Origin of the sequence: Acidovorax sp. sif1233 (genome assembly GCF_019218755.1) — a bacterium.
Taxonomy (GTDB): domain Bacteria; phylum Pseudomonadota; class Gammaproteobacteria; order Burkholderiales; family Burkholderiaceae_C; genus Acidovorax.
On the sequence record NZ_JAHUWZ010000003.1, the window covers coordinates 246,467 to 270,407 of the forward strand.

The window sequence follows — 23,941 nt, forward strand, 5'->3', positions numbered from 1 at the left end:
CTGAAATTCCAGACAAAGAGGAGCACCCCATGCACCGCAATACGCCACCTCGCTTTCGTAAAAATCTACTCACGCTGGCAATAGGCGCTGCCTTGGCGTCCCCAGGAGCCTGGGCCATCGACTTAGTACAGGCACCTCCCGGGACCGTGCAGCCTTATGTGACGCCTAATGTCATCATCTCCATCGACGACTCAGGCAGTATGAATTACCGCGTGGACAGAGAAAGTGAATCTGGCGCGACCAATGGTACAACTCCAAACGCGGATGGAACCTGGCCGGGAACTAGCCGCCGCATGAATGTACTCAAGTACGCGCTTAAATCTATCTTTGACCCAACACATCCCAAATACGATAGTTCCTTGCTACCGGATAAAAAAATTCGTATGGCATGGCAAGCAATGAATGCCAATAATGGCACACCAGGCTCGCTTCCCGGTACGACCGGTAGCACCCCCACACTCGCCACCAATTCCATGCAGATACTGGCTGGTACCCACCGGACCAACTTTCTCACTTTTGTCACTAACCTGTCCCCGAACAACTCAACACCTTCGCACAAGATGTTCAAGCAGGCGGACGAATACATGCGCGCCAACTTGGACAAGAATGGACCTTGGGCCTCTGTACCGGGTACTACCGCCACACCTTACCTAGGGTGCCGACGCAACTACCATATATTTATGACTGACGGCCGTTGGAATGGCACCGTATCCGGCGGCACGCAAGATGACAATACCAAGAACATCACATTGCCCAATGGAACGGTCTACGGCAGTACAGTCGCCGCCAGCCGCCCCAAAAACGATCTTTACGCAGATACTTACAGCGATAATTTGGCTGATTGGGCCTTCAAAAGCTGGTCCACTAAGCTGCAAACGGCCACAGATGTCAACGGCGTTACTGGTTTGAAGGGCTCCCCACAGCCTACGGCAGAGTACAACAAGGCCCCTGCAACGGAAGATTTTGGCAAGGACACTGCAGGAAAAGACGCAGTTCTTGATCGCTTCTGGAACCCACGCTATAACCCGGCCAATTGGCCACACATGGTGACTTATACCATAGGCCTAAGCAAAATGGCCTATACATGGCCAGGAAACAAAATTTCTGGAAGCGTGGACCCTGCTGCACCTGATACGGCGTGTACTGTCATCAAGGCGCCGGGCCAAGGATGCGCCGCAGGCAACAAGGCCACCTTCACAACAGATCTGATGGTACCTTTCAGTTACGACAAAGGCTCCAACGGGACTCTGCCTGACTTCATTACAGGCAACATAAAGTGGCCCAATATAAGCAGCGGTGGCGAGTCTGTTCGGTCATTGGATCTATGGCATTCGGCTCTCAATGGTCGAGGACGTTTCTATGCCGTGGACAAAGGGGAAGATCTTGCAAAGGCTTTTCGCGATATTTTCCAGCAAATCAATACACAGGTTGATCCCGACCTCACTTCTACCGCCACTAGTGGTTCCAATGTTTCACGTACCGACGTCGGTAAATTCACCGGCAATTACGAACCGAAGAATGCATGGAAGGGTTTCGTGATCGCAGAAACAGTGAAAAAAGATGGTACCACTGTGCCTGCTATAAGTTGGGATGGGAAAAATACAGCTGATAAGCTGGACGACGCCACTTTTACGGTCAGCAGTCGCGTCATTCTGAGCTGGAGCGATCAGTGGATCAGCACCAAAGACAAGGGCGGGGTGCCCTTCAAATGGGCCAGCGATCAAAGCAACCTCAGTACCGCACAGAAGAACCTGCTGGGCAAAGACCCGGGTGATCCCACCGTGATCGTCGCCACCAACGGTCAGAATCGGCTCAACTTCATTCGCGGGGATCGCATTCTGGAAGGTTCCGAGACCAGTGGCTACACCGCAGCAAAACCCTTCCGCGAGCGCAAGAGCCGCCAAGGCGACATTATTAATTCCGTGGTATGGTACTCCGGCCCCCCGGTGAGCAATTACCCACTCAAGGGCTATAGCGCCTTCACGCGCGCCAACAAATCCCGGACACCCATGCTCTATGTGGGTGGCAACGATGGCCTGCTGCACGGCTTTTCAGCCACAGACGGCACAGAGAAAATTGCCTACGCCCCACGTGGCGTGCTTGCCAACCTTCCTCTGCTGAGCGATCCCACTTACAACAATAAGCACAGATTTTTTGTGGATGGTTCACCCATGACTGGCGACGTAGATCAAGGGCAACCAGACCCGGCCGATCCCGCCATCTATGTGCCCGATTGGCGGACTCTTCTGGTAGGCACGATGGGTGCCGGAGGCAAAGGCTACTTCGTGTTGGATGTAACTAATCCTGCCACCGCAGATACGCCGGCCGGCCTCCCAGGCTTCTCGGAAGGAAATGCCCAAAAGCTGGTGGTGCTTGACCGCACCAGAGGCACCGAAACCGCCCCCAACTGTGCGGCGATGACTGGCGCTCAAAAGACCGCGTGCGATAAAGCCGTGGATGAGGATAAGGACATCGGCAATATCACGGCCCGCCCTGTGCTGGATGAGAACAACCCTATGCGCACCACCCAGGTCACGCGCATGAACAATGACCGCTGGGCCGTGGTCATGGGCAACGGTTATAACAGCACTAATCAGCGGCCCGTTTTGTTGATTCAGTACCTGGATGGCAACAAGGAACTGAAACGCATTGCCGCCGCGGCTTCCGATACCGTGGGCACTGGCGAAGCCACTGACAACGGTTTGGCGACGCCGCGCTTGGTTGATCTGAACGGCGACAGCCGCCCCGATGTTGTGTACGCTGGCGACAACCGGGGCAACCTTTGGAAATTCGACCTGACGGACATCGACGACGCCAGTTGGGGCGTTGCTTTGGGTGGACAGCCGCTCTTTACGACCACCGGCCCTGCGACACTGGGCAGTACTCGCGCCCGTGTGGACATTGCTGGCTCTATCAGACAGCCAATCACCGCCGCCCCCACGGTGCGTGCCAATGATCGCACCATGACCATCGGAACGGGCTCTAGCGCCAAGACCTTATCAGTAGGAGGCATGATGATCGCCTTTGGTACAGGCCGCAATGTCACCAAGGCAGACGAGAACGATTCAAATGTGCAATCCTTGTACTCGGTGCTGGACAACACTCGTTATCGCGTTGTCGACACAACGAAGGGCAAACGTCTTCAGGTGCACCCGGGCGCCGGTACCTGCCCCAGTGGGAGCGACTGCATTCCTGCTCCGGTGCCTTTGGGCGTAGGAGTAGTCAACGCTAAGCTGGCTGCCCAGAAAATTACCGCTGTGGATGCCAACTACGCCACTGTGGACATCACGGATGAATTGAAAAAGGACACCTGGGTCAATTTCAATGGCTGGTACATGGATTTGCCAGCCGTCGGCGAGCGGTTGCTGAAACCCATGGAGTTCTATGACGGCAGCAATGTATTGGCTGTGTACTCTCAAGTACCAGCAAAGGGATCGGATATAGACCCTAACGTGGAAAGCTGCGAATCCAATACGGTGGACGAAGAACGTCAGTACCTCACTCTTGTCAACATCATGGACGGCAAACGACCCACGGTGCAGATTCTCGACTCTGACAAGAACGGCACGTTTTACACCCCTCCTGGAGGAGGTAGTCCAGTATGCACTACATGTGGCGATGACAAATCCGTGTCGCGCGCATCGGTGACCAAAGGCTCGCACACGCTGATCAAAAAAGAAACCGGAGACAAGTGCCAGAATCGGGATATCGATGCCAAGGGCAATGGTTTCAACATGCAGTGTATGCCCGAGCAATCACTGCGCCCAAGTTGGCGCCAACTGAAGTGAGAAATTCATCATGAACCGACCTCTGCGAAAAGCGCAGCATGGCTTCACCCTCATCGAACTTATGATCGTGGTCGCCATCGTTGGAATCCTCTCGGCCATTGCTTATCCCAGCTATACCGAGTACGTTCGGCGCGGGCATAGAGCAGAGGCCCGCGCCGGGCTGCTGCAGGCACAGCAATGGCTAGAACGAGCCTCGACTGCAACAGGTGTCTATCCCACGGTCCTGCCGAACAATCTGCAATGGCGTCTTGCAGGTGGTACAGCCGATCCGACAAAGCGCTACACCATTGGTTTTCAGGCAGGCAATACCAACGCTGTCTTCACCTTGGTGGCCACCCGCAAGGCCCCTGGTCCCCAAGCTACAGATCGCTGCGGAGATTTCACTTTGACCAATACGGGCACGCGCGATGCAATCAATCGCGATGCAAGCATTACCGCAGCAGACTGCTGGAACAAGTAAGCACTGCGCTACCATCCTGGAGCAATGACCATTACAGCGCTCCACTATGCGAACCAAGCGCTTGGGCTAGCCGCCCAGGCGCTTTTTCTTTCCAGCCCCAATCCTCGCGTTGGTTGCGTCATCACCGCTCCCGACGGTGAGGTGCTGGGCCGAGGATTCACTCAGCGTGCTGGTGGCCCCCATGCAGAAATCATGGCGCTGCGCGATGCCGCAGCAGCTGGCCGCGACGTGCGCGGTGCCACCGCCTATGTCACCCTGGAGCCATGCTCTCACCATGGCCGCACCGGTCCATGCTGCGATGCATTGATCGAAGCCGGGATTGCAAAAGTGGTGGCATCCATCACCGACCCCAACCCTCTGGTCGCAGGCCACGGATTCGAGCGATTGCGGGCGGCGGGTATCGAGGTTGTCGTGGGCCCAGGGGCAGAAGAATCACGCGAACTCAACATCGGTTTTTTCAGCCGCATGGTTCGGGGCACGCCATGGGTGCGGCTCAAGACGGCAGCGTCCCTGGACGGCACCACGGCGCTTCACAACGGCGCCAGCCAGTGGATCACCTCGCGCACGGCGCGCGCGGATGGGCATGCCTGGCGGGCAAGGGCCTGTGCCATTTTGACCGGCATTGGCACCGTGCTGGACGACAACCCCCGCCTGGACGTCCGGGAAGTACCTACACCCCGCCAGCCCCATGTGGTCTTGGTGGATAGTCAATTGCAGCTGCCCCCGCATGCCAACCTGCTGATGGGCGGACGTGATTGCCTTGTCTACACAGCCAACACAAGCAAGGAAAAGAAGGCTGCCTTGGAAGCTCGCGGTGCCACGGTGATCCATCTGCCCAATGCAATCGGCAAAGTGGATCTGGCAGCGATGCTGAAAGACCTTGGCCAGCGGGGAATCAATGAGCTGCATGTGGAAGCAGGCCACAAGCTCAATGGATCCCTCGTCCGAGAAGGCCTCGTCGATGAACTGCTTGTGTACTTGGCCCCTCGCCTGCTGGGCCCCGGGCTGGGCATGGCGAACCTGGACCCGCTCCATGCGCTGGCGGACGGGCTTGCGCTGCAGTTCACATCCGCAGAGATGATCGGACCGGACCTTCGCGTCCTGGCACGGGTCCAGGGTCGGGATAGTTTTTAATCCGGCCCTCGCGATCGCCTTCGGCCGCACCGCCCCAAGGCAGTGCAAAAGCCACGCACCAACCTCTGGCGCGCTTCTTGCTTCAATTTGGTGCAAATCTGGTGCACCCACTCAAACCGCACCAGAACGGATCAATTTACTGCAAGAGGACGTTATGGAAGCACTCAAACAGGGCACGGATGCCCTGTTCATTCTTCTGGGGGCCATCATGGTGCTGGCCATGCACGCCGGTTTTGCCTTCCTGGAGCTGGGCACGGTCCGCAAGAAGAACCAGGTGAATGCGCTGGTGAAGATCCTGGTGGATTTTTCTGTGTCCACGGTCGTGTACTTTGCCGTGGGGTACAGCGTGGCCTACGGCACGCACTTTTTCGTGGGGGCCGAGTCGCTGGTGCAGCAAAGCGGCTATGCACTGGTGAAGTTCTTCTTCCTGCTCACCTTTGCAGCGGCCATTCCGGCCATCGTGTCGGGGGGGATCGCGGAACGCGCCAAGTTCTGGCCGCAGCTCATGGCCACGGCGGTCATCGTCGGCTTTGTGTATCCATTCTTCGAGGGCATTGCCTGGAACCAGCATTTAGGCGTGCAGGCCTGGATCAAAGGGTTCGCCGGCGAGGAGTTTCATGATTTCGCAGGCTCCATCGTGGTGCACGCGATGGGCGGCTGGATCGCCCTGCCTGCCGTGATCCTGCTGGGCTCCCGCGCCAACCGGTATCGCAAGGATGGCGCCATCTCCGCGCACCCGCCTTCCAACATTCCGTTTCTGGCGCTGGGCGCATGGGTGCTCGTCGTGGGCTGGTTCGGCTTCAATGTGATGAGCGCGCAGACCGTGGACAAGCTTTCCGGCCTGGTGGCAGTGAACTCCCTGATGGCCATGGTCGGCGGCACGCTGGCCGCCCTGGTGCTGGGCAAGAATGACCCCGGCTTCGTCCACAACGGCCCGCTGGCGGGGCTGGTGGCGGTATGCGCGGGCTCCGACCTGATGCACCCGCTGGGTGCGCTCGTGGTGGGTGCGGTGGCTGGCGCCATTTTTGTGCTGATGTTCACGCTCACGCAGAACCGGTGGAAGATCGACGACGTGCTAGGTGTCTGGCCGCTGCACGGCCTGTGCGGCACCTGGGGCGGGCTGGCGGCTGGCATTTTTGGCAGCAAGGCGCTGGGCGGGCTCGGCGGGGTGAGCTTTTCCGCCCAGCTTGTCGGCACCGCCCTGGGCGTGGCCTGGGCACTGGCGGGCGGCTTCGTGGTGTATGGCATTCTCAAAAGCACGGTCGGCCTGCGGCTCTCGCAGGAAGAGGAGTTCGACGGTGCGGACTTGTCGATCCACAAGATCAGCGCCACACCCGATCGCGAAGTGAGCTGGTAGCCGCCGCGGCGCCAGGGCACCGCACCGCGATGCGCCCGCATCCACCCGGTCGCCACCGTGGCTGCGTTGGCGCCGCGTCTGACAAGCGCGAGCGGCGCCGCACGGTCACAATCGCGCCATGTCTGCACTGCCCCCCGCTCCCGCCGCTCCAGCGCCGTTCCTGGGCACCACCGCCCGCTACGGCTGGCTGGCCGTCCTGGCCATGTGCATTGCAAGCGCCATCACCGGCTGCGCCGGCCTGCCCAAGGATGTGGACCGGCCGGTGTCGAGCGCATTGGCGTCGCCTGCGGACACGGCCCTGGGCCAATTGGTGGAAACGCGCCGCGCGTCGGCGGGCGGCCGCCATCCTTCCGGGTTCCTGCTGCTCAGCGGGCCCCAGGCGGCCTACAGCAGCCGCCTCGCCCTGGTCGACGCCGCACAGAAGACGCTGGACCTGCAGTACTACGCCATCCACGCTGACGCCAGTACCGAGCGCCTGCTGCTGGGCGTGATCGCGGCGGCCCAGCGCGGCGTGCGTGTGCGTGTGCTGCTGGACGACTTCCACAGCACGGGGCGCGATGCGCAGGTCATGCGGCTGGCCTTCGTGCCCAACATCGAGATGCGCATGTTCAACCCGCTCACGGGTGCGCGCGGCTCGCCCCTGGGGCGCATGCTGGGCGCGCTGGGGGACTTCTCCCGCGTGCAGCAGCGCATGCACAACAAGCTCTTCATCGCCGACAACGCCATGGGCGTGACGGGTGGCCGCAACCTGGGCGACGCGTACTTCGGCAACGCCGATTCCGGCAACTTCGTGGATCTGGACGTGCTGGCGGCCGGGCCCGTGGTGCAGGACCTCTCCCGCAGTTTCGACAGCTACTGGAACAACGAGCGCGCCTATCCCGTGCAGTCGCTCGTCACGCAGCAGGAGCTTGACACCCTGCGCGAGCGCACGCGCACTTCCGACGCGGCGCGGCGGGACCGGATCGCCGGCCAGGGCGGCACCCTGGCGCCCGACAGCCAGCCGGTGCAAGACGGCAGCCAGACCACCACCGCGCAACGCGCCCGCATCTGGGACTACGAGCCCATGGACCTAGCGCAAGCGCAGTTCACCTGGGCCCCCGCGGCGGTGCTGGTGGACAAGCCCGCCAAGATCCCCCCAGACGGCACGTCCACGGGTGCGCTGCCGGAAAAAGCCCCCGCCAGGGCATCCCCCATGGCGATCACCTCGCGCGGGCCGCGTGCGGCGACGGCTGGCGCCGTGGCATCGGCGCCAGTGCCTGCACGTGCCACGGACACCGCCAGCGGCCCCCTCCCCGGCCCCAACCCACCCTCCACCGCCTCCGCCGCGCCCGGGGTGCCCGGCGCCGAAGCCCTTGATGCCCAGACCGACACCGTGGTGGACGGCCTGCTGCAGCTGATGGGCCAGGCACGGCAGGATCTGCTCATCATCTCGCCCTACTTCGTGCCCGGCCCGGACATGAAACAGGCCTTCGCGGCGGCGCGCGCGCGCGGCGTTCGGGTGCGGGTGCTCACCAACTCGCTCGCCTCCAACGATGCGCCCATTGCCCACGCAGGCTATGCGCGCCACCGCCCCGACCTGCTGGCCATGGGCGTCGAGCTGTATGAGATGCGCAGCGAACTCACGGGCGTGCTGCGGGGCGCCCTGGGCTCCACGGGCAGCACCGGCGGGGGCGGCAAGGCTGGCGCTTCTGGTGCCGTGGGCAGCTCGCGGGCCATGCTGCATTCCAAGCTTCTGATCCTGGATGGCCGCCTGCTGGCCGTGGGCTCGATGAACCTGGACATCCGGTCGCAGCGCCAGAACACGGAAATCGCGCTGCTGATCCGCAGCGGCGACCTGTCGCGCCGCGCCACCGCGCAGATCGAGGCCGCATTGCGCGAGGTCGCCTGGCATGTGCAGCTGAACGACGACCGCCTTGTATGGCGCGCGCCCGAGGGCAGCGGCCTGGCGGACGCGACGTCCGAACCCGACGCCAGCGCCCCGCTGCGGTTGATGCTGCAGCTCCTGGGCCCGCTGGCGCCCGACCACCTGCTCTAGGCACCTGTCCAGGCGCCTCTTTGCGGCACCGCGCCGCGATGCGCGGCTAATCCCCGGCCCGCAGCGCCTCCACCCAGGCGGTGATCGCCCGCTGGTCCGTCATCGTGCGCACGTGCTGGTAGGCGGCCTCGGCTTCCGGAAAGCGCCTGCGCAGCAGATTGAGCCACTGCTTGAGGCGCCCCGCGCGCTGGCGGGGCTCCAGGTCCTCGCACACCAGTTGCCAGAAGGCCGCGACGTGCGCCAGCAGGTCGCTCCAAGCCACCGTGTCCGAACCAGGCCGGCCCGCATCGGCCGCGCGGATGGCGCGGGCCAGCCCCGGGTCTGCCACCATGCCGCGCCCGAGCATGAGCGTGGCGCAGCCCGACACCTCGCGGCAGCGCAGCGCATCGGCCACCGTCCAGATCTCGCCATTGGCCACCACCGGTATCTGCACCGCCGCGCGGATGGCGGGAATGTGCTCCCAGTACGCCGGGGGCCGGTAGCCATCGACCTTGGTGCGCGCATGCACCACCAGCTCGGCGGCGCCGCCCGACTGCATCGCCTGGGCGCATTCGCGCATCAGCCCGGTGTCGTTGAAGCCCAGCCGCATCTTGGCGGACACCGGCAGGTGCGAAGGCACCGCGCGGCGCACGGCGGCCACGACGGCGGCGATGCGTTCGGGCTCCTGCAGCAGCGCGGCACCGCCACCATGGCGGTTGACGACCTTGGCAGGGCATCCAAAGTTCAGGTCGATCCCCTCGGGCCCCAGGTCCGCCAGGCGGGCCGCGTTCTCGGCCATGCTGACAGGATCGGAGCCTAGCAATTGCGCACGCACCGGCACACCCGCGAGCGTGCGGCTGCCGTTGCGCAGCTCGGGCACATAGCGCAGGAACACCTTGTCGGGCAGCAGGGTGCCGGTGATGCGGATGAACTCGGAGACACAGCGGTCCACCCCGCCCACGCGGGTCAACACATCACGCAGCACAAAATCCAGAAGCCCCTCCATGGGGGCAAGCAGCAAGGTCATCGCGAGAAAGGCCGCCGCGCCCTGCGCCCCGCACGGGGCGCGGCCGGCACACAGCCAGGATATGAATCAAAAAGGGCCACAATGCTTGATGCACAAGCGCCAGCAGCTATTAAATATATAGCATCCATCCCCCAGGGCCCTGCACGGCCGGGGAGCAGCCCGCCATTGTGCGGCAGCGAGGTCATCACCGCGTCACGGCGGACTGATGCAATCGCCGCCATCCACCCGTGAATGGAGGCTCCCATGCTGCTACAAAAAACCGAAAAAGCCCGCCTGGAACTCTTGCCCGGCGTCCGCACCCTGAGCCTGCGCGAGCGCTCTCTGCTGCTGCTGGTCGACGGCAAATCGCTGTCGGACCTGCAGGCCATGTACAACGGCATCGGCGCGCAGATCGTCGACAACCTCATGCGCCAGGGCTATCTGGCCGGCCCCGCGGCCGGGCTGCCCTCCGCCGCGCCCTCGCCCAGCACCGCGCCACCGGGCGGGCCATCGGTCCAGCGCCCGGAGCCTGGCGAATCCCTGCGCTCGCTCGCCGGTGCGCGCATGTACCTTTTCGACACCTGTGAGCGGCTGTTCGCGCGCCGCGACCCCACGCTGGCAGAGCAGTTCCGCCAGGCGCTGCGCGCCGCCAAGGACCGCACGAGCATGCTGGACGTGGGCGAGGCCATGTTCGAGGAAGTGGCGCTTGCCGCCGGCGCCGAACGGGCCGCGAGCCTGCGCGAAAGGTTCGAGCAGCTGCTGCCCCGGCACGCGCAGTCCTAGAGGCCCCGGGGCAATGGAGTGGAGACGGGCCGGGCCGTCCGTCAGGCGGCGGCCAGGCGCCACAGCGACGTGACCTCGGCCGCGCGGGCCGCATGCAGCGCATCGCCCGCATCTGCCGCCTTGGCATGGCCCGGCTTCACATCGTGCCGGCCCCGCACCACCAGCCCCGCATCGGCAATCCACTGCAGCAGCTGCTCACGCGGGCGCAAGCCCAGGTGCTCGGCCAGGTCCGACAGGATCAGCCAGCCTTCGCCGCCTGGCTCCAGGTGCTCCGGCAGGCCCGCCAGGAAGCCCTTGAGCATGCGGCTGCCTTCGTCGTACACCGCGTGTTCGATGGGCGAGCTGGCGCGGGCCGGCACCCAGGGCGGGTTGCACACCACCAGCGGCGCGCGCCCCGGGGGGAACAGGTCGACCTGCAGCAGTTCCACCTGGGCAAGCACACCCAGGCGCTGCAGGTTCTCGCGCGCGCAGGCCAGGGCGCGCGGGTCCTGGTCGGTGGCCACCACGCGCTGCACGCCACGGCGCGCCAGCACCGCAGACAGCACCCCGGTGCCCACGCCAATGTCAAAGGCCAGTGTCTTGGTGGGCAGCGCCGTGTCGGCCACCAGGCCCACATATTCGCCGCGCACGGGCGAGAACACGCCGTAGTGCGGGTGGATGCGGTTGAGCGGCGGCGCACCCAGGGCGGGCACTTCCACGCCTTTCTTGCGCCACTCGTGCGCGCCCACCAGGCCCAGCAGCTCGCGCAGCGTGGCCACCGAACGCTCGCCCGTGGCCGGGCCCCAGGCCTCGGTGCACGCCTGGCGCCAGTCGGGCGCACGGCGCAGGTCGATGCCGTAGTCGCCTTCGAGCGGGATGAGCACCGACGCCAGCACCCGCGCGCGCTGCGCCTGCGCCTGGCGGTGCAGGTGAAAGGCCTCGGCCGGGGTGGCGGCAGCGGCTTTGTCGGCCGCCCTGGCGGCGGACTTGCGGGGTCTGGCCGACTTGCCCCCCTTGCCGGACCTGGAATCGGCCCGGCGCATCAGCGCCTGCAGCAGCATGCGGGCGTTCTGAAAGTCGCCCTGCCACAACAGGCCGGTGCCTTCACAGGCCATGCGGTAGGCCGTGTCTGCGGCCAAGGTATCGTCGGCGGTGACGACCCGGCGCGGGGCCGGGGCACCGCTCTCGGAGCGCCACTGGACTTGTTGAATCTGGCCCTGGCGGCTCCATTCGATCATAGGAAGAAGTGTGGGCATCAGATTGCTATTGCTTCGGGCGTTAACAGCAGCCCGTGAAACTGGCGCGGCCCCTGCCAAGGCCGCCGCGCAAGGGCCGCCCCGCCGCGCTGGCGGCGTCCCCCTTCCCGCGCAAAGCGCGAGAGAAGGAGGAAGCGACGAAGTCGCTCAGGGGGTGGTTGTTCATCCTACGCGTTGATGGGGCGCTTCAGGCGCACTTCTTCGATCTTGACGCCCCCCACCACGGCCGTCTTGGCGGTGGAGAGTTCGCGCTTGAAGCCTGCCAGTTCGTGGAACCGGATGGCGCGCTCGTTGCGCAGGGGCACCCACGCCGTGACGTTGGTGCAGCCTTCTTCCTGCAGGCCGTCGCGGGCGGCATCCCACAAGGCCAGGCCCACGCCCTGGTTCCAGTGGGTGGGGGCGGCGTAGATGGCCCAGATTTCACCGGTGGTGGGGCGGGATTTTTCATCGCGCGAGCGGTCGTAGCCCACGAAGCCGACGATCTTCTCGCCGTCCACGGCCACCTGGACCTGGGGCTCGCAATATTCGATGGCCTCGCGCCAGTAGGCCTGGCGCTTTTCGACCGACATGGATTTCAACTGCTCGTCTGGCACCAGCCCTTTGTAGACCTCTTGGGCTGAGACGGTATGGATCTGGGCAATGGCTTTGGCATCGCGAAGCGTGGCGGGACGAACCTGGATACTGGACATGGAAAAACCGAACGAAAACGGGGAATGAAAAAACGAAAGGACCGGCATTGTCGCCGCAAACGGTTTTTACCCTTGTACGGCCCCCTGCCCGGCCCCCCATTCACGCCCTGTCCACCCCCTGCGTCCACCGCGTCCAGCCAGGGCTGGCACACCGCTGATGCTGCATCGCAGCACGCTGGCAGCCCTGCGCGCGTCAGGCCAGCGCCATGGAGCCCGAGAGCGAGGCACCGGCCGCGGCGGCGGCGGCACGCTGGACCAGCGCACGCTTGTTGCGAGGGCGCGGCACATGCACCGCCGGGGGCGTGCCGTTGATGGCCGCAAGGCCCAGCACCAGCGTGACCGTGCGCGACCCGTCCTCGCGTTCGTCGCTGGCATAGGCCCGGTAGCTGCCATTGCCCTGCGCATGGCTGCGCTGCACGGTGTGAAATGCCACGCGCGCCCCGCTCACGCGGTGGCCGCCAAAGGGCAGCACGCGCAGCCGCGCATCCCGGTCCAGCGCCAGGCCCAGGTTGCCGGGGCGGTTGACGAGGTCGGTGCGGATGGCGCGCCATGTGCACCCGTCGTCCGTCGAAAACTGCCAGGTCCCGGCCTGGGCGTCCAGGTGCTCGATCACCACCCCGGCCGATGCCAGCATGCCAGGGCAGTTTTCCTCCACGATCCGCGCCACCGTATTGCCCCCCAGGCCCGAGGAGGCCGTGCCATGCCCTCCCCCTGCGGCGGCCGGTCGTCGCTCATCGCGGTGGTGGGACGCATCGGGGGAGGCTGAACCATCGAGGAAGGCATTGGCTGTCATGGGAGCACCTTTGAGAAACGAAGGATGAAGACGAGGTTTGCGCATTGGTGCGCACTCCAGGTGCTTTTCAATGCTTGACGGAAAGTCTAGAAAGTGCATAACCGGGCGTCCATCGCACAAATGGACTAGTCCGCAACAGCGTGTTGTGCGCAATACTTGCCGTATGACTGCCCGCCTTTTGCTTGTGGATGACCACAACCTGTTCCGCACAGGCCTGCGCCTGATCGTGCAGGACCATCCGAGCGTCGGCACGATTGCGGAGGCGGGCTCCATCGCCGATGCCTGCGCGCAGCAGCTGGCGGACACGGATCTGGTGCTGCTCGATATCCAGTTGCCCGGCATGAGCGGCCTGGACGGCCTGCGCCTGCTGCGCCAGGCCTGCCCCAGGGCCCGCATCGTCCTGGTCTCGGCCAGCGTGGCGCCCGATGCGATCCACGAGGCGCGCGCGCGCGGCGCCGATGGATTCCTGCCCAAATCCGCCAGCGCCGAAGACATCCTGGAAGCCATCACCTGCGCCCTGTCGGGCCAGCCGTGTTTTCCGATCAACAGCGGCAACAGCGCCACCACGCGCGGCCCCGACACGCCCTCGCTGACCGCGCGCCAGCTCGACGTGCTGTCGCTGCTGTGCACCGGCAAGCCCAACAAGGTCATCGCGCGCGACCTGGGCCTGAGCGAGAACACGGTGCGCGTGCACGTGGCCGCCATCTTCGCGCAGCTGGGCGTCAACAGCCGCAGCGCGGCCTTGCTCGCCGCGCAGCGCCTGGGCCTGTCCACCCCCCAGCTCCATGACACACTCTGAGGCCCTGCGGGGGGCGCCTGCCGCCGATGCCGTGCTGCCCCCCACCCGCTGGGGGTGGCCGGTGTGGGAGCGCGACGAGGTGCTGCGCGAACAGGTGGCCCTGCTGCGGCAAAACTTCCCGATGACGCTGCTGGCGTCGCTGGCCACCGCCCTGGGCACGCTGTGGGTCATGGCGCGGGTGGCCGACACGCAGGCCATCACGGTCTGGCTGGTGTCGCACACGCTGGTGGTGGCCGGGGTGTACCTCACCCTGCGCAGCATCGCGCCCTTCACCGACCCGGCGCCGCAGGCGGCGCGCAAGCTGATCGCCTGCATGGCCGCCATGGGCCTGAGCTGGGGCAGCCTGGGGTATGTGGTGCTCTACTGGGGCACGTCCGACAGCGTGATCTACGCCATCGGCATCATCAGCACGGTGTCGTCCGGCGCGCTGGGGCTGGGCGCCCCCCTGTACCGCGCCTATGTCACCTACCTCACCTGCGCGATCGGCGGCGTGATGATGGCCGTCGCCCTGGCCGGCGGGCCCGTGATGTGGCCCGCGCTGTTCCTCACGGGCGTCTACTACGCGCTCACCGGCATGCAGGCGCGCACCGCCGACCGGGCCACCCGGCGCAGCATCGCGCTCAAGCTGGAGAACGACCGGCTCGTCAACGAGCTGCGCGCCGAGTCGCAGCGCGCCCTGGCCGCGCAGGGGGCCGCCGAGCAGGCCGACCGCGACAAGTCCCGCTTCCTGGCCGCCGCCAGCCACGACCTGCGCCAGCCCCTGCATGCCATGGGCCTGTTCCTGGAGTCGCTGCAGCGCAGCCCGCTCAACGACCACCAGCTCACCGTGCTGGGGCACGCGCATGCGGCCTCGGGCGCCGCCGCCGAGATGCTGACCACCCTGCTCGACTACTCGCGGCTGGAAGCCGGTGTCGTCAAGGTGCGGCCCGAAGCCTTTGCCGTGCAGCCGCTGCTCACGGCGCTGGAGCAGGAATTCGGCGTGCAGGCGGATACGGCGGGCCTCGTGTACCGCACGCGGGAGACCTCGGCCGCGGCCCATGCCGACCGCTCGCTGGTCGGGCTGGTCATGCACAACTTCATCTCCAACGCCCTGCGCTACACCGCCCGGGGCGGCGTGCTGATCGCCTGCCGCACACGCGGCAAGCGCCTGGCACTGGAGGTGTGGGACACGGGGGCCGGCATCCCGCAGCACCAGTGGGAACACATCTTCAAGGAGTTCCACCAGCTCGGGAACCCCGAGCGCGACCGGCGCAAGGGCCTGGGGCTGGGCCTGGCCATCGTGCAGCGGCTGGCGCGGGAGATGAACACCTCCGTGGAAGTGCTCTCCCAGCCCGGACGGGGCTCGGTGTTTCGGCTGTGGCTGGACCGCTGGCAGGGCGCGCTGGAAGACGACACCGCCCCCGCTCCGGATGCCCGAAGCCTTGCGGGCCTGAAGGTGCTGGCCATCGACGACGACGAAGCCGTGCGCATCGGGATGCAGTCGCTGCTGCAAAGCTGGGGTTGCCAGTGCATCACCGCGGAATCGAGCGCCGATGCGCTGGAGCGCCTGGAAGACATCACGCCGGACATCATCATCACGGACTTCCGCCTGCGCCACGAAGAAACCGGCAAACAGGTGCTGCAGGCCCTGCGCGCCTACCTGGGAACGCCGGTGCCCGCGATCATCATGACGGGGGACACATCGCCCCAGCGCCTGCGCGATGCGCAGTCCACGTCAGCGCTGCTGCTGCACAAGCCCGTGTCCACGGGCCAGCTGCGCAGCGCCATGGTCCAGCTCATCACGCACCCTCAAACCGCCAGCACGATGGAGCCCTTGCCGCCGGACGGCGGCACGGAGGCTACAGCCAGCGCCGCAGCAGCCCCATGACCTGGTCGAACTTCGCGCCGTACGGCGGATAGAACAGCGAACCCATCGCCCAGCGCGACTGCACCAGCACGGATTTCTGGTGGCAAAAGCGCAGAAAGCCCTGCTCGCCATGGTAGGCGCCCCAGCCGCTGTCGCCCACGCCGCCAAACGGCAGGTTGTCGTGGGCAATGTGCATCAGCGTGTCGTTCACCGTCACGCCGCCGCTCACGGTGCGGCGCAGCACGTCGTCGCGCACCGCTTCGCTCTGGCCGAACCAGTACAGCGCCAGCGGGCGCGGCCCGGCATTGATGTGGGCAATGGCGTCGTCGAGCCGTTCATAGGAAATCACGGGCAGGATGGGGCCGAAGATCTCCTCCTGCATGAGCTGCATCTGGGACGTGGCCCCGAACACCAGCGTGGGCAGCATCTGGCGGCTGGCGCCATCGCCCAGCGTGCCCACGGTGTGGACGACAGGCTTGCCCTCGGCCGGCTCGATGGTCTGCACCTCGGCGCCCTGGGTCTGCGCCTGCTGCAGCATGGTGCGCAGGCGGGCATGGTGGCGCGCCGTGATGATGGAGGCGTAGTCCGCATTGCCCTCGATGGTGGGAAACAGTCGGCCCACGGCGGCCCGGTAGGCCTGCGCGAACTCCCCCTCGCGGCCCCGGGGGAGCAGCACATAGTCGGGGGCAATGCAGGTCTGGCCGGCGTTGAGCAGCTTGCCGTGCGCGATCTTGAGCGCCGCGTCCTGCATGTCGCAATGGCCGTCGATGATGCACGGCGATTTGCCGCCCAGCTCCAGCGTGGTGGGCGTGAGGTGCTGCGCCGCCGCCTGGGCCACCTTGCGGCCCACGGCGGTGGAGCCGGTGAACACCAAGTGGTCGAACGGCAGCGACGCGAACAGCGCCGACAGGTTCGCATCGCCCTGCACCACGCAGAACTCGTCGGGCGAAAAGAACTGCGCCACCAGCAGCGCCAGCTGCGCCGAGGTGTGCGGCGTGAGCTCGCTGGGCTTGAGCATCACGCGGTTGCCCGCCGCCAGCGCGGTGATGGCGGGCGCCAGGGCCAGCTGGACGGGGTAGTTCCACGGCGCGATCACACCGACCACCCCCAGGGGCTGGCGCTGGATCCAGGCACGGGCGGGCTGCAGGTACAGCGGCGTGCGCACTTTCCGGGGCTTCATCCATTTCGCCAGATGGCGCAGCGTGTGCGACAGCAGGGTGCGCAGCACGAAGAAATCGGCCACCTCGGTCAGGCGCGGGGACCGCATGCCGAAATCGGCCTGCACCGCAGCCGCCAGCACCGGGCCGTGCTCGTCGAGCATCTTGGACAGGCGCAGCAGCCGCTCGCGGCGCACCAGCAGCGGCACATCGACATGCTCGCGGCTGGCCTGGCGTTGAAGATCGAAGTGGGCGTGGATATCGGCAGGTGTCATGGTCGGATCATAGAAGACGCCCCGACAGGCGCGCCACGAAAAAACCGGGGAGGCAGGGCGCGGACGGGCCGCGCAGGCGGGGGCGCCGCGCAGTGCAAGAAGGCAGGGTGCGGCGCCGGGTCAGCGCACGTCCCGCGCTTCGACGTCGGTCACCTCGGCGGCGCCGGGCAGGATGCCGCCACGGCGCGACGCGGCCGCGGCCTCGCCGCCGGCATCGTCGGGCGCGGGCGCCGGGCCACGGCGGCCGGACGACCAGCGCTCGGTGGAGCGGAACACGGTGCTGAAACCCGTGCGGGGGTCCATGCGCATCACCCAGGGGGTCACCGGCTGGCCGGTGAGGCGCGCCCAGCCTGCGCGCAGCGCCCACACCAGCGCGAGCACCATCACGGCGACCAGCAGGCTGGCGAACAGCACCAAGCCCATGGCGATGACCACCACCCGCAGCAACAGGCGCACAACGCCCGCAACAAATTCATTCAAACGACACCTCTCCTTCACAACTTGGGGTCGGGATTGCAGCCCTGGCCAGCGCCGCAATCCCTTTCCCGGCCCACATCACTCCTGCGGGGCCACGCCGAACTGGAACACACCCGGCTCCAGCACGGGGTTCACGGTGACCGGAATCACGCTCTTGGGCGGGAAACGCCCTTCCAGCAACAACTTGGACAGCGGGTTCTCGATGCGCTGCTGGATCGCCCGCTTGAGCGGCCGCGCGCCGAACACCGGGTCGAACCCCACCTTGGCCAATTCTGCCAAGGCCGCATCCGACACCTGCAATTCCAAATCCATCTTGGCCAGCCGGGATTGCAGCAGCTGCAGCTGGATCCTGGCGATCGAGGCGATGTGCTGCGCGTCCAGCGCGTGGAACACCACGGTCTCGTCGATGCGGTTGAGGAACTCGGGCCGGAAGTGGTTCTTGAGCTCGCCCCACACCGCTTCCTTGATGTCCTCGGAGTCCTGTCCGACCATGGCCTGGATCAGGTGCGAGCCGATGTTGCTCGTCATCACGATCACCGTGTTCTTGAAGTCCACGGTACGGCCCTGGCCGTCGGTCAGGCGGCCGTCGTCCAGCACCTGCAGCAGCACGTTGAACACATCCGGGTGGGCCTTCTCCACCTCGTCGAGCAGCAGCACGCTGTAGGGCTTGCGGCGCACGGCCTCCGTGAGGTAGCCACCCTCCTCGTAGCCCACGTAGCCGGGCGGCGCGCCGATCAGGCGGGCCACCGAGTGCTTTTCCATGAACTCGCTCATGTCGATGCGCACCAGGTGGTCCTCGCTGTCGAACAGGAAGCCCGCCAGCGCCTTGCACAGCTCGGTCTTGCCCACGCCCGTGGGGCCGAGGAACAGGAACGAGCCCGTGGGGCGGTTGGGGTCACTCAGGCCCGAGCGCGAACGGCGGATGGCGTTGGCCACGGCGGCGATCGCCTCCTCCTGGCCCACCACGCGTTCATGCAGCTTGGCCTCCATCAGCAGGAGCTTGTCCTTTTCGCCCTGCATCATCTTGGCCACCGGAATGCCCGTGGCGCGGCTCACCACCTCGGCAATTTCTTCGGCACCCACCTGTGTGCGCAGCAGGCGGCGGGTGGCGGGAGCGCCGTCCTTGCCATCCTCCTGCGCCTGCGCTTCCTTCAGCTGCTTTTCCAGGTCGGGCAGCTTGCCGTACTGCAGCTCGGCCACCTTGTTGAAGTCGCCCTTGCGGGTGAATTCCTCGATCTGGAACTTGAGCTTGTCGATGGCTTCGCGCACCTGCGCGCTGCCCTGCGCCTGGGCTTTTTCGGACTGCCAGATCTCGTCGTAGTCGGCGATTTCCTTTTGCAGCTTGGCGATCTCTTCCTCGATGAGCGCAAAGCGCTTTTGCGAGGATTCGTCCTTTTCGCGGCGCACGGCCTCGCGCTCGATCTGCAGCTGGATCAGGCGGCGGTCGAGCTTGTCCATCACCTCGGGCTTGGAGTCCATCTCGATCTTGATCTTGGACGCGGCCTCGTCGATGAGGTCAATCGCCTTGTCGGGCAGGAAGCGGTCGGTGATGTAGCGGTTGGACAGCTCGGCCGCGGCCACGATGGCCGGATCGGTGATGTCCACGCCGTGGTGCACCTCGTACTTCTCCTGCAGGCCGCGCAGGATGGCGATGGTCGCCTCCACGGTGGGTTCGCCCACGAGGATCTTCTGGAAGCGTCGCTCCAGCGCGGCGTCCTTCTCGATGTACTTGCGGTACTCGTCGAGCGTGGTCGCGCCCACGCAGTGCAGCTCGCCGCGGGCCAGCGCGGGCTTGAGCATGTTGCCCGCGTCCATCGCGCCCTCGGCCTTGCCCGCGCCCACCATGGTGTGCAGCTCGTCGATGAAGACTATTGTTTGCCCCTCGTCCTTGGCCAGTTCGTTCAGCACGGTCTTCAGGCGCTCCTCGAACTCGCCGCGGAACTTGGCGCCCGCGAGCAGCGCCGCCATGTCCAGCGACAGCACGCGCTTGTTCTTGAGCGACTCGGGCACCTCGCCGGCCACGATGCGCTGGGCCAGGCCTTCGACGATGGCCGTCTTGCCCACGCCGGGCTCGCCGATGAGCACCGGGTTGTTCTTGGTGCGGCGCTGCAGCACCTGGATGGCGCGGCGGATCTCGTCGTCGCGGCCGATCACGGGGTCGAGCTTGCCGATGCGCGCGCGCTCGGTCAGGTCGATGCAGTACTTGGCCAGGGCGCCGCGCTGGCCCTCGGCCTCGGCACTGTCCATCTTCTGGCCGCCGCGCACGGCGTCGATGGCGGCTTCCAGGCTCTTGCGCGTCAGGCCGTTGTCCTTGGCGATCTTGGCGGCCTCGCCCTTGCTGTCGATCACGGCCAGCAGGAACAGCTCGCTGGCGATGAACTGGTCGCCGCGCTTGATGGCCTCCTTCTCGGTGGCCTGCAGCACGCGGCCGAGCTCCGGGCCGCCTTGCACCTGCTCGTTGCCCTGCACCTGGGGCAGGCGCTTGACGGCGGCCTCGGCCGCAGCCAGCAGGCCGGGCACATTGGCGCCCGCGCGCTGCAGCAGCGCCTTAGGGCCGTCGTCCTGCTTGAGCATGGCCACGAGCATGTGCACGGGCTCGATGTAGGCGTGGTCATTGCCCAGGGCGATGCTCTGGGCATCGCTCAGGGCTTCCTGGAACTTGGTGGTGAATTTGTCGAGACGCATGGTGGATGTCCTCCGAATTGCAGAGCACTTGAGGCGGGGTATGCCTGATTTCAAGACACTGCCCCCGCCCACCGATTGACCTGCGTCAGCGAATCATCCAGCCGATGGCTTCCCCATTAGCTACCATTTTTATAGCTGCCAGCGCTTTACCATCAAGCGCTAGCGGCTGATTTCTCTCGAAACTCCGGACCAGGTACCGGCCCAGTGGGCCCGCAGGGCCGTGCGCCGGCCGCCCCGCAAGGCCAGCAACCCCAGAAGGGCAGCCAGCCCACCCAGGCCCCCGGCCGACAGCGTGGGGATCGCCACCGGGCCAGGCGCCAGCAGCACGGGGACGACAGGGTCGTTGATGGTGCCATCCTGCGCGCCAAAGCTGTCGTCCCCCCAGCCACCGTCCGTCACATCGTAGGTCACGGTGTTGCCGCTGATCTGCAGGTTCACGGGGTCGTAGTATCGGCTGGAGGAAGGGCTGTCGGGTGTGGGCCCGTACTTCTTCACGGTGAAGCCCGTGAGGTCTGGAAAGGTCACCGCCACACGCACCGTCTCACCCGGCTGGCAATGGATGAGCCGCAGGCGGAACGCCCCGTGCGGCAAGGTGGCGCCGGGGTACGGCGCCGGCGCCGCCACCGGGCCGGTGCCCGCCAGGTCCAGCTGGCAGCCTGTGCTGCCATCCACCACGCCCACGTTGACGGGCCCCGACCCGGTGTTCGTGGGTGTGGGCAGGGTTTCAAAACGCGCCTGCACGGTGCAGGCGGCCGTCACCGCTGCCGTGGTGTAGGTGCTACCGGCCAGGCTGCCGCCACAGCCCGCCACGGACGCGATGCGGTAACCCGCGCCGGGCGTGACGGTGAAGGCCTGCGTCTGTCCCTGCGCCACGTCGACCGTGCCGGTCGGGCCGATGCTGCCACCCGAGCCCGCCAGGGCCGTGACCGCGTGCCGGACCGTCTGGTCGCGGACCACGGTGATGGTGTACGTCCGGCGGGCCACGCCGTTCTGCGCGAGCACCTCCACCTGGATCACATTGGTACCCGGCACCAGGGCCAGGGGCGGCGTCGCGGAGCCGCTGGCCACGGGCGTGCCGTTCACGGTGATGGAGGCCCCGGCATCGGCGGCGACGGGCGTCAGGGAAAGCGCGGTCACCGCATGCGGCACGCCAGCCGCATACGCCGCCACCTGCGGCTGGAACGCGGGGCTGAGGACACCCTGCGACAGCGCCAGGGACGCCAATGCGGCATCGGCCGACGGGGAGGCATTCATCAGCACCGTGATGCCCGCGATACCGTTGGCAATGGCGACGTCCGGCCTGCCGTCGCCATTGAAATCGGCCACCGCCATCTGCTCGGCCGTGCCTCCGGTGAACCGCGCGACAGGCAGGCCCAGCGCGCCCACCCCGGCCTGCCCGCGCAGGATGGCGATCCCACCCGACGCGTCGGCGCCCACCACGTCGGGCAGCCCGTCGCCATCGAAATCCGCGGCCGCGAGCGTCTTGGCCGCGAGCCCTGCGCCGTACTGTCCCACCACGCCCAGCGCCTGCCCGGGCGCCGCGGCCAGGGACGCGATCTGCGTGCCGGCGGCCGTGAACACCCCCGCCCGCCCCGCGACGCCCCACCCCGCGACCGCGCCCAGCGGGCCGGCCGAGACTGGCAGGTAGACCGGCTCCAGCGGCTGCGAAGCGGCGGACAGCGAAGTGCCCACGGTGCCCGCCGAGGTCGCGGCCACCAGGTCGGTGCGCCCATCCTGGTTGACATCGACCGGCGCGAAGCCCCGCACGCCCTGCCACACCGTCATGTCCAGCATGTCGACGGCGCCTTGGGGCGTGACGCCCACCCATCGGATGGCTTCGAGCGAGCTGGTCGTCTCCAGCGCCCACACGGCGGCATGGGCAGGGTAGCCCGGCCCGCGAAATGTCCCGGTGACGATCGACCTGGGCGACAGCCCGGTAAAGAAACCCTGGCCCGCCAGGGAGAAGTCGCCCGCCCCCCGGCCCAGATAGACCATGACGCTCCGGTCGGTTTCGCTGACCACCGCCAGGTCCGCGTGGCCATCCCCGTCGAGGTCGCCAGCGGCCAGCGCGCGCACCTGCGCCCCGGTATCGAGCCGCGTGGACAACACGAAGCCGCCCTGGCCATTGCCCCGCAGGATCCAGACGCTGGATTCATCCGCGTAGGCGACGGCCAGGTCGATCCGCCCGTCCTCGTTGAAGTCGGCCACCGCCACCGCGCGCGCGTCCCGCTCGGGGATGCCGTAGCTGCGTGCGGCGGCAAAGTGGCCCGCGCCGTCTCCCAGCAACCGGACCATTCGCCCGCCCCACCCGTTGGCCACGGCAATGTCCGGGTGGCCGTCGCCGTTGAAATCGGCCACCGCCAGGGTGCTTTCGTCATCACCCACCGAGTACTCCTGGCCCCCTGCGTTGAAGCCGAACCCGCCACCGGCGAGGCCGGGCCACACCACAACGGTGCCGCTGGAGCGCGCGAGCACCAGGTCCGCCCGTCCATCGCCCGTGGCATCCACGATGGCAGCGCTCGAGAACCATCCGGGGGAGCCCACGCCGCGGCGTGAAAAGTTTCCCGTGCCGTCCCCGGTCAGGAGGATCGGGCTGGCCGAGGTGTTCTGCACCAGCGCCAGGATGTCCAGGTGGCCGTCTCCGTTGGCATCGCCGACGGCCACGAAAGGCACGTACTCATCGCCCGTCAGGCGCTGGGCCGCCGCGAAGCCGCCCGCGCCGTCTCCCCGCAGCCAGAAGACGCCATCGCCCGAGCCCACCACGATGTCGGCATGCCCGTCTTCATTCCAGTCGCCCGAGACGATGCGTGTCGTCGACACACCCATGCCGATCTCCGTGCGGGGACGCCCATCCAGCCGGCCTGTCCCGTCGCCCCACAGCACCGAAACCCCCTTGGCCGCGCCCGAGAAGACCGCAACGGCCACGTCCAGCCGCCCGTCGCCATCGAAGTCCGCCACCGCCAGGCCATAAGGATTGGGGCCGGCGCCGAAGGCGGTTGCTGCAGACAGCCCGCCATGGCCGTCGCCCAGGCGGACCGTGACGGTGCCTTCGTTGAAGCTGGCCACCGCGATGTCCAGATGCCCATCCCCATTGAAGTCGGCCGCCACCAGGCCGTAAGGGGCCGCGCCCACGCCGAACGAACCCGCGGCCGAAAAGCCCGCAGCGCCGCCGGTATTGAGCAGGATCCTGACGGTGTTGTCTTGCCGGTCCACCACGGCAAGGTCCGGCTGGCCGTCTTCATTGAAGTCGCCGCGCGCCGTCTCGCCGAGCAGCCCCCCCAGGGAAAGGCTGCTGGCGGCGACAAAGGCCACGTCGGCCCGGGCCGGACCCGAAAGCGCCAGCATGAGCCCCACGGCCGCCAGGCACCATCGGCACGCGCGTGAAAATGCCCGCGCTTGAAGTTCCATGACACATTCCTCCCTGTCAGCCCTCGCCGGGCAGA

The 23,941-nt window shown here is 66.5% G+C and carries 16 protein-coding genes; 8 read left to right on the forward strand and 8 right to left on the reverse strand.

Annotation, left to right across the window (positions count from 1 at the left end; translation table 11 throughout):
- Positions 1-29: 29 nt before the first annotated feature.
- The 5 genes from KW843_RS12825 (at position 30) to KW843_RS12845 (ending at position 8,774) form a co-directional block, all read left to right on the forward strand.
- A complete protein-coding gene (locus KW843_RS12825) occupies positions 30-3,788 on the forward strand; it encodes a pilus assembly protein (protein ID WP_218295526.1) in 3,759 nt (1,252 codons plus the stop codon).
- Positions 3,789-3,798: 10 nt separating this feature from the next.
- Positions 3,799-4,248: a type IV pilin protein gene (locus KW843_RS12830; RefSeq protein ID WP_218295527.1), complete on the forward strand. Its 450-nt coding sequence runs from the start codon at positions 3,799-3,801 to the stop codon at positions 4,246-4,248.
- Positions 4,249-4,272: 24 nt separating this feature from the next.
- Entirely contained in the window at positions 4,273-5,382 is a 1,110-nt protein-coding gene (ribD, locus tag KW843_RS12835; protein WP_218295528.1) for a bifunctional diaminohydroxyphosphoribosylaminopyrimidine deaminase/5-amino-6-(5-phosphoribosylamino)uracil reductase RibD, read from the forward strand.
- Positions 5,383-5,536: 154 nt separating this feature from the next.
- Positions 5,537-6,739: an ammonium transporter gene (locus KW843_RS12840; protein ID WP_218295529.1), complete on the forward strand. Its 1,203-nt coding sequence runs from the start codon at positions 5,537-5,539 to the stop codon at positions 6,737-6,739.
- Positions 6,740-6,857: 118 nt separating this feature from the next.
- A complete protein-coding gene (locus KW843_RS12845; RefSeq protein WP_218295530.1) occupies positions 6,858-8,774 on the forward strand; it encodes a phospholipase D family protein in 1,917 nt (638 codons plus the stop codon).
- 46 nt (positions 8,775-8,820) lie between these two features.
- Here the strand turns inward: KW843_RS12845 and KW843_RS12850 are convergent, their stop codons facing one another.
- Positions 8,821-9,780 (reverse strand): tRNA-dihydrouridine synthase, encoded by a 960-nt coding sequence (locus KW843_RS12850; RefSeq protein WP_218295531.1) that lies wholly within the window; start codon positions 9,778-9,780, stop codon positions 8,821-8,823.
- 243 nt (positions 9,781-10,023) lie between these two features.
- On the opposite strand from KW843_RS12850, the gene KW843_RS12855 reads away from it, so the two are divergent.
- The gene (locus KW843_RS12855) at positions 10,024-10,542 is read left to right on the forward strand and encodes a hypothetical protein (protein WP_218295532.1); all 519 of its coding nucleotides are present in this window, start codon (positions 10,024-10,026) and stop codon (positions 10,540-10,542) included.
- Positions 10,543-10,583: 41 nt separating this feature from the next.
- Here KW843_RS12855 and KW843_RS12860 read toward each other — a convergent pair whose 3' ends face one another.
- The 3 genes from KW843_RS12860 to KW843_RS12870 form a co-directional block, all read right to left on the reverse strand.
- The gene (locus KW843_RS12860; RefSeq protein WP_218295816.1) at positions 10,584-11,759 is read right to left on the reverse strand and encodes a class I SAM-dependent methyltransferase; all 1,176 of its coding nucleotides are present in this window, start codon (positions 11,757-11,759) and stop codon (positions 10,584-10,586) included.
- 185 nt (positions 11,760-11,944) lie between these two features.
- Entirely contained in the window at positions 11,945-12,466 is a 522-nt protein-coding gene (locus KW843_RS12865; protein WP_055393295.1) for a GNAT family N-acetyltransferase, read from the reverse strand.
- Positions 12,467-12,659: 193 nt separating this feature from the next.
- Entirely contained in the window at positions 12,660-13,259 is a 600-nt protein-coding gene (locus KW843_RS12870) for a hypothetical protein (RefSeq protein WP_218295533.1), read from the reverse strand.
- A 163-nt stretch (positions 13,260-13,422) separates the two neighbouring features.
- Here KW843_RS12870 and KW843_RS12875 point away from each other — a divergent pair, with 163 nt between their 5' ends.
- Positions 13,423-14,058 (forward strand): response regulator transcription factor, encoded by a 636-nt coding sequence (locus KW843_RS12875; protein WP_218295534.1) that lies wholly within the window; start codon positions 13,423-13,425, stop codon positions 14,056-14,058.
- Complete coding sequence (locus tag KW843_RS12880; RefSeq protein ID WP_255591106.1) at positions 14,045-15,925, forward strand: hybrid sensor histidine kinase/response regulator; 1,881 nt, start codon at positions 14,045-14,047, stop codon at positions 15,923-15,925. Before KW843_RS12875 ends, KW843_RS12880 begins: the two co-directional genes overlap by 14 nt.
- Here the strand turns inward: KW843_RS12880 and KW843_RS12885 are convergent.
- From KW843_RS12885 to KW843_RS12900, 4 genes are all read right to left on the reverse strand, one after another.
- Positions 15,897-17,336 (reverse strand): coniferyl aldehyde dehydrogenase, encoded by a 1,440-nt coding sequence (locus tag KW843_RS12885; RefSeq protein ID WP_218295535.1) that lies wholly within the window; start codon positions 17,334-17,336, stop codon positions 15,897-15,899. The two genes, KW843_RS12880 and KW843_RS12885, sit on opposite strands and share 29 nt — an antisense overlap.
- A 120-nt stretch (positions 17,337-17,456) precedes the next feature.
- Positions 17,457-17,816, reverse strand: coding sequence for a hypothetical protein (locus KW843_RS12890; protein ID WP_218295536.1), 360 nt, complete (start codon positions 17,814-17,816; stop codon positions 17,457-17,459).
- Between the two features lie 75 nt (positions 17,817-17,891).
- Positions 17,892-20,498, reverse strand: coding sequence for an ATP-dependent chaperone ClpB (gene clpB, locus KW843_RS12895; protein WP_218295537.1), 2,607 nt, complete (start codon positions 20,496-20,498; stop codon positions 17,892-17,894).
- 159 nt (positions 20,499-20,657) lie between these two features.
- Positions 20,658-23,906: an IPTL-CTERM sorting domain-containing protein gene (locus KW843_RS12900; RefSeq protein WP_218295538.1), complete on the reverse strand. Its 3,249-nt coding sequence runs from the start codon at positions 23,904-23,906 to the stop codon at positions 20,658-20,660.
- Positions 23,907-23,941: the final 35 nt, after the last annotated feature.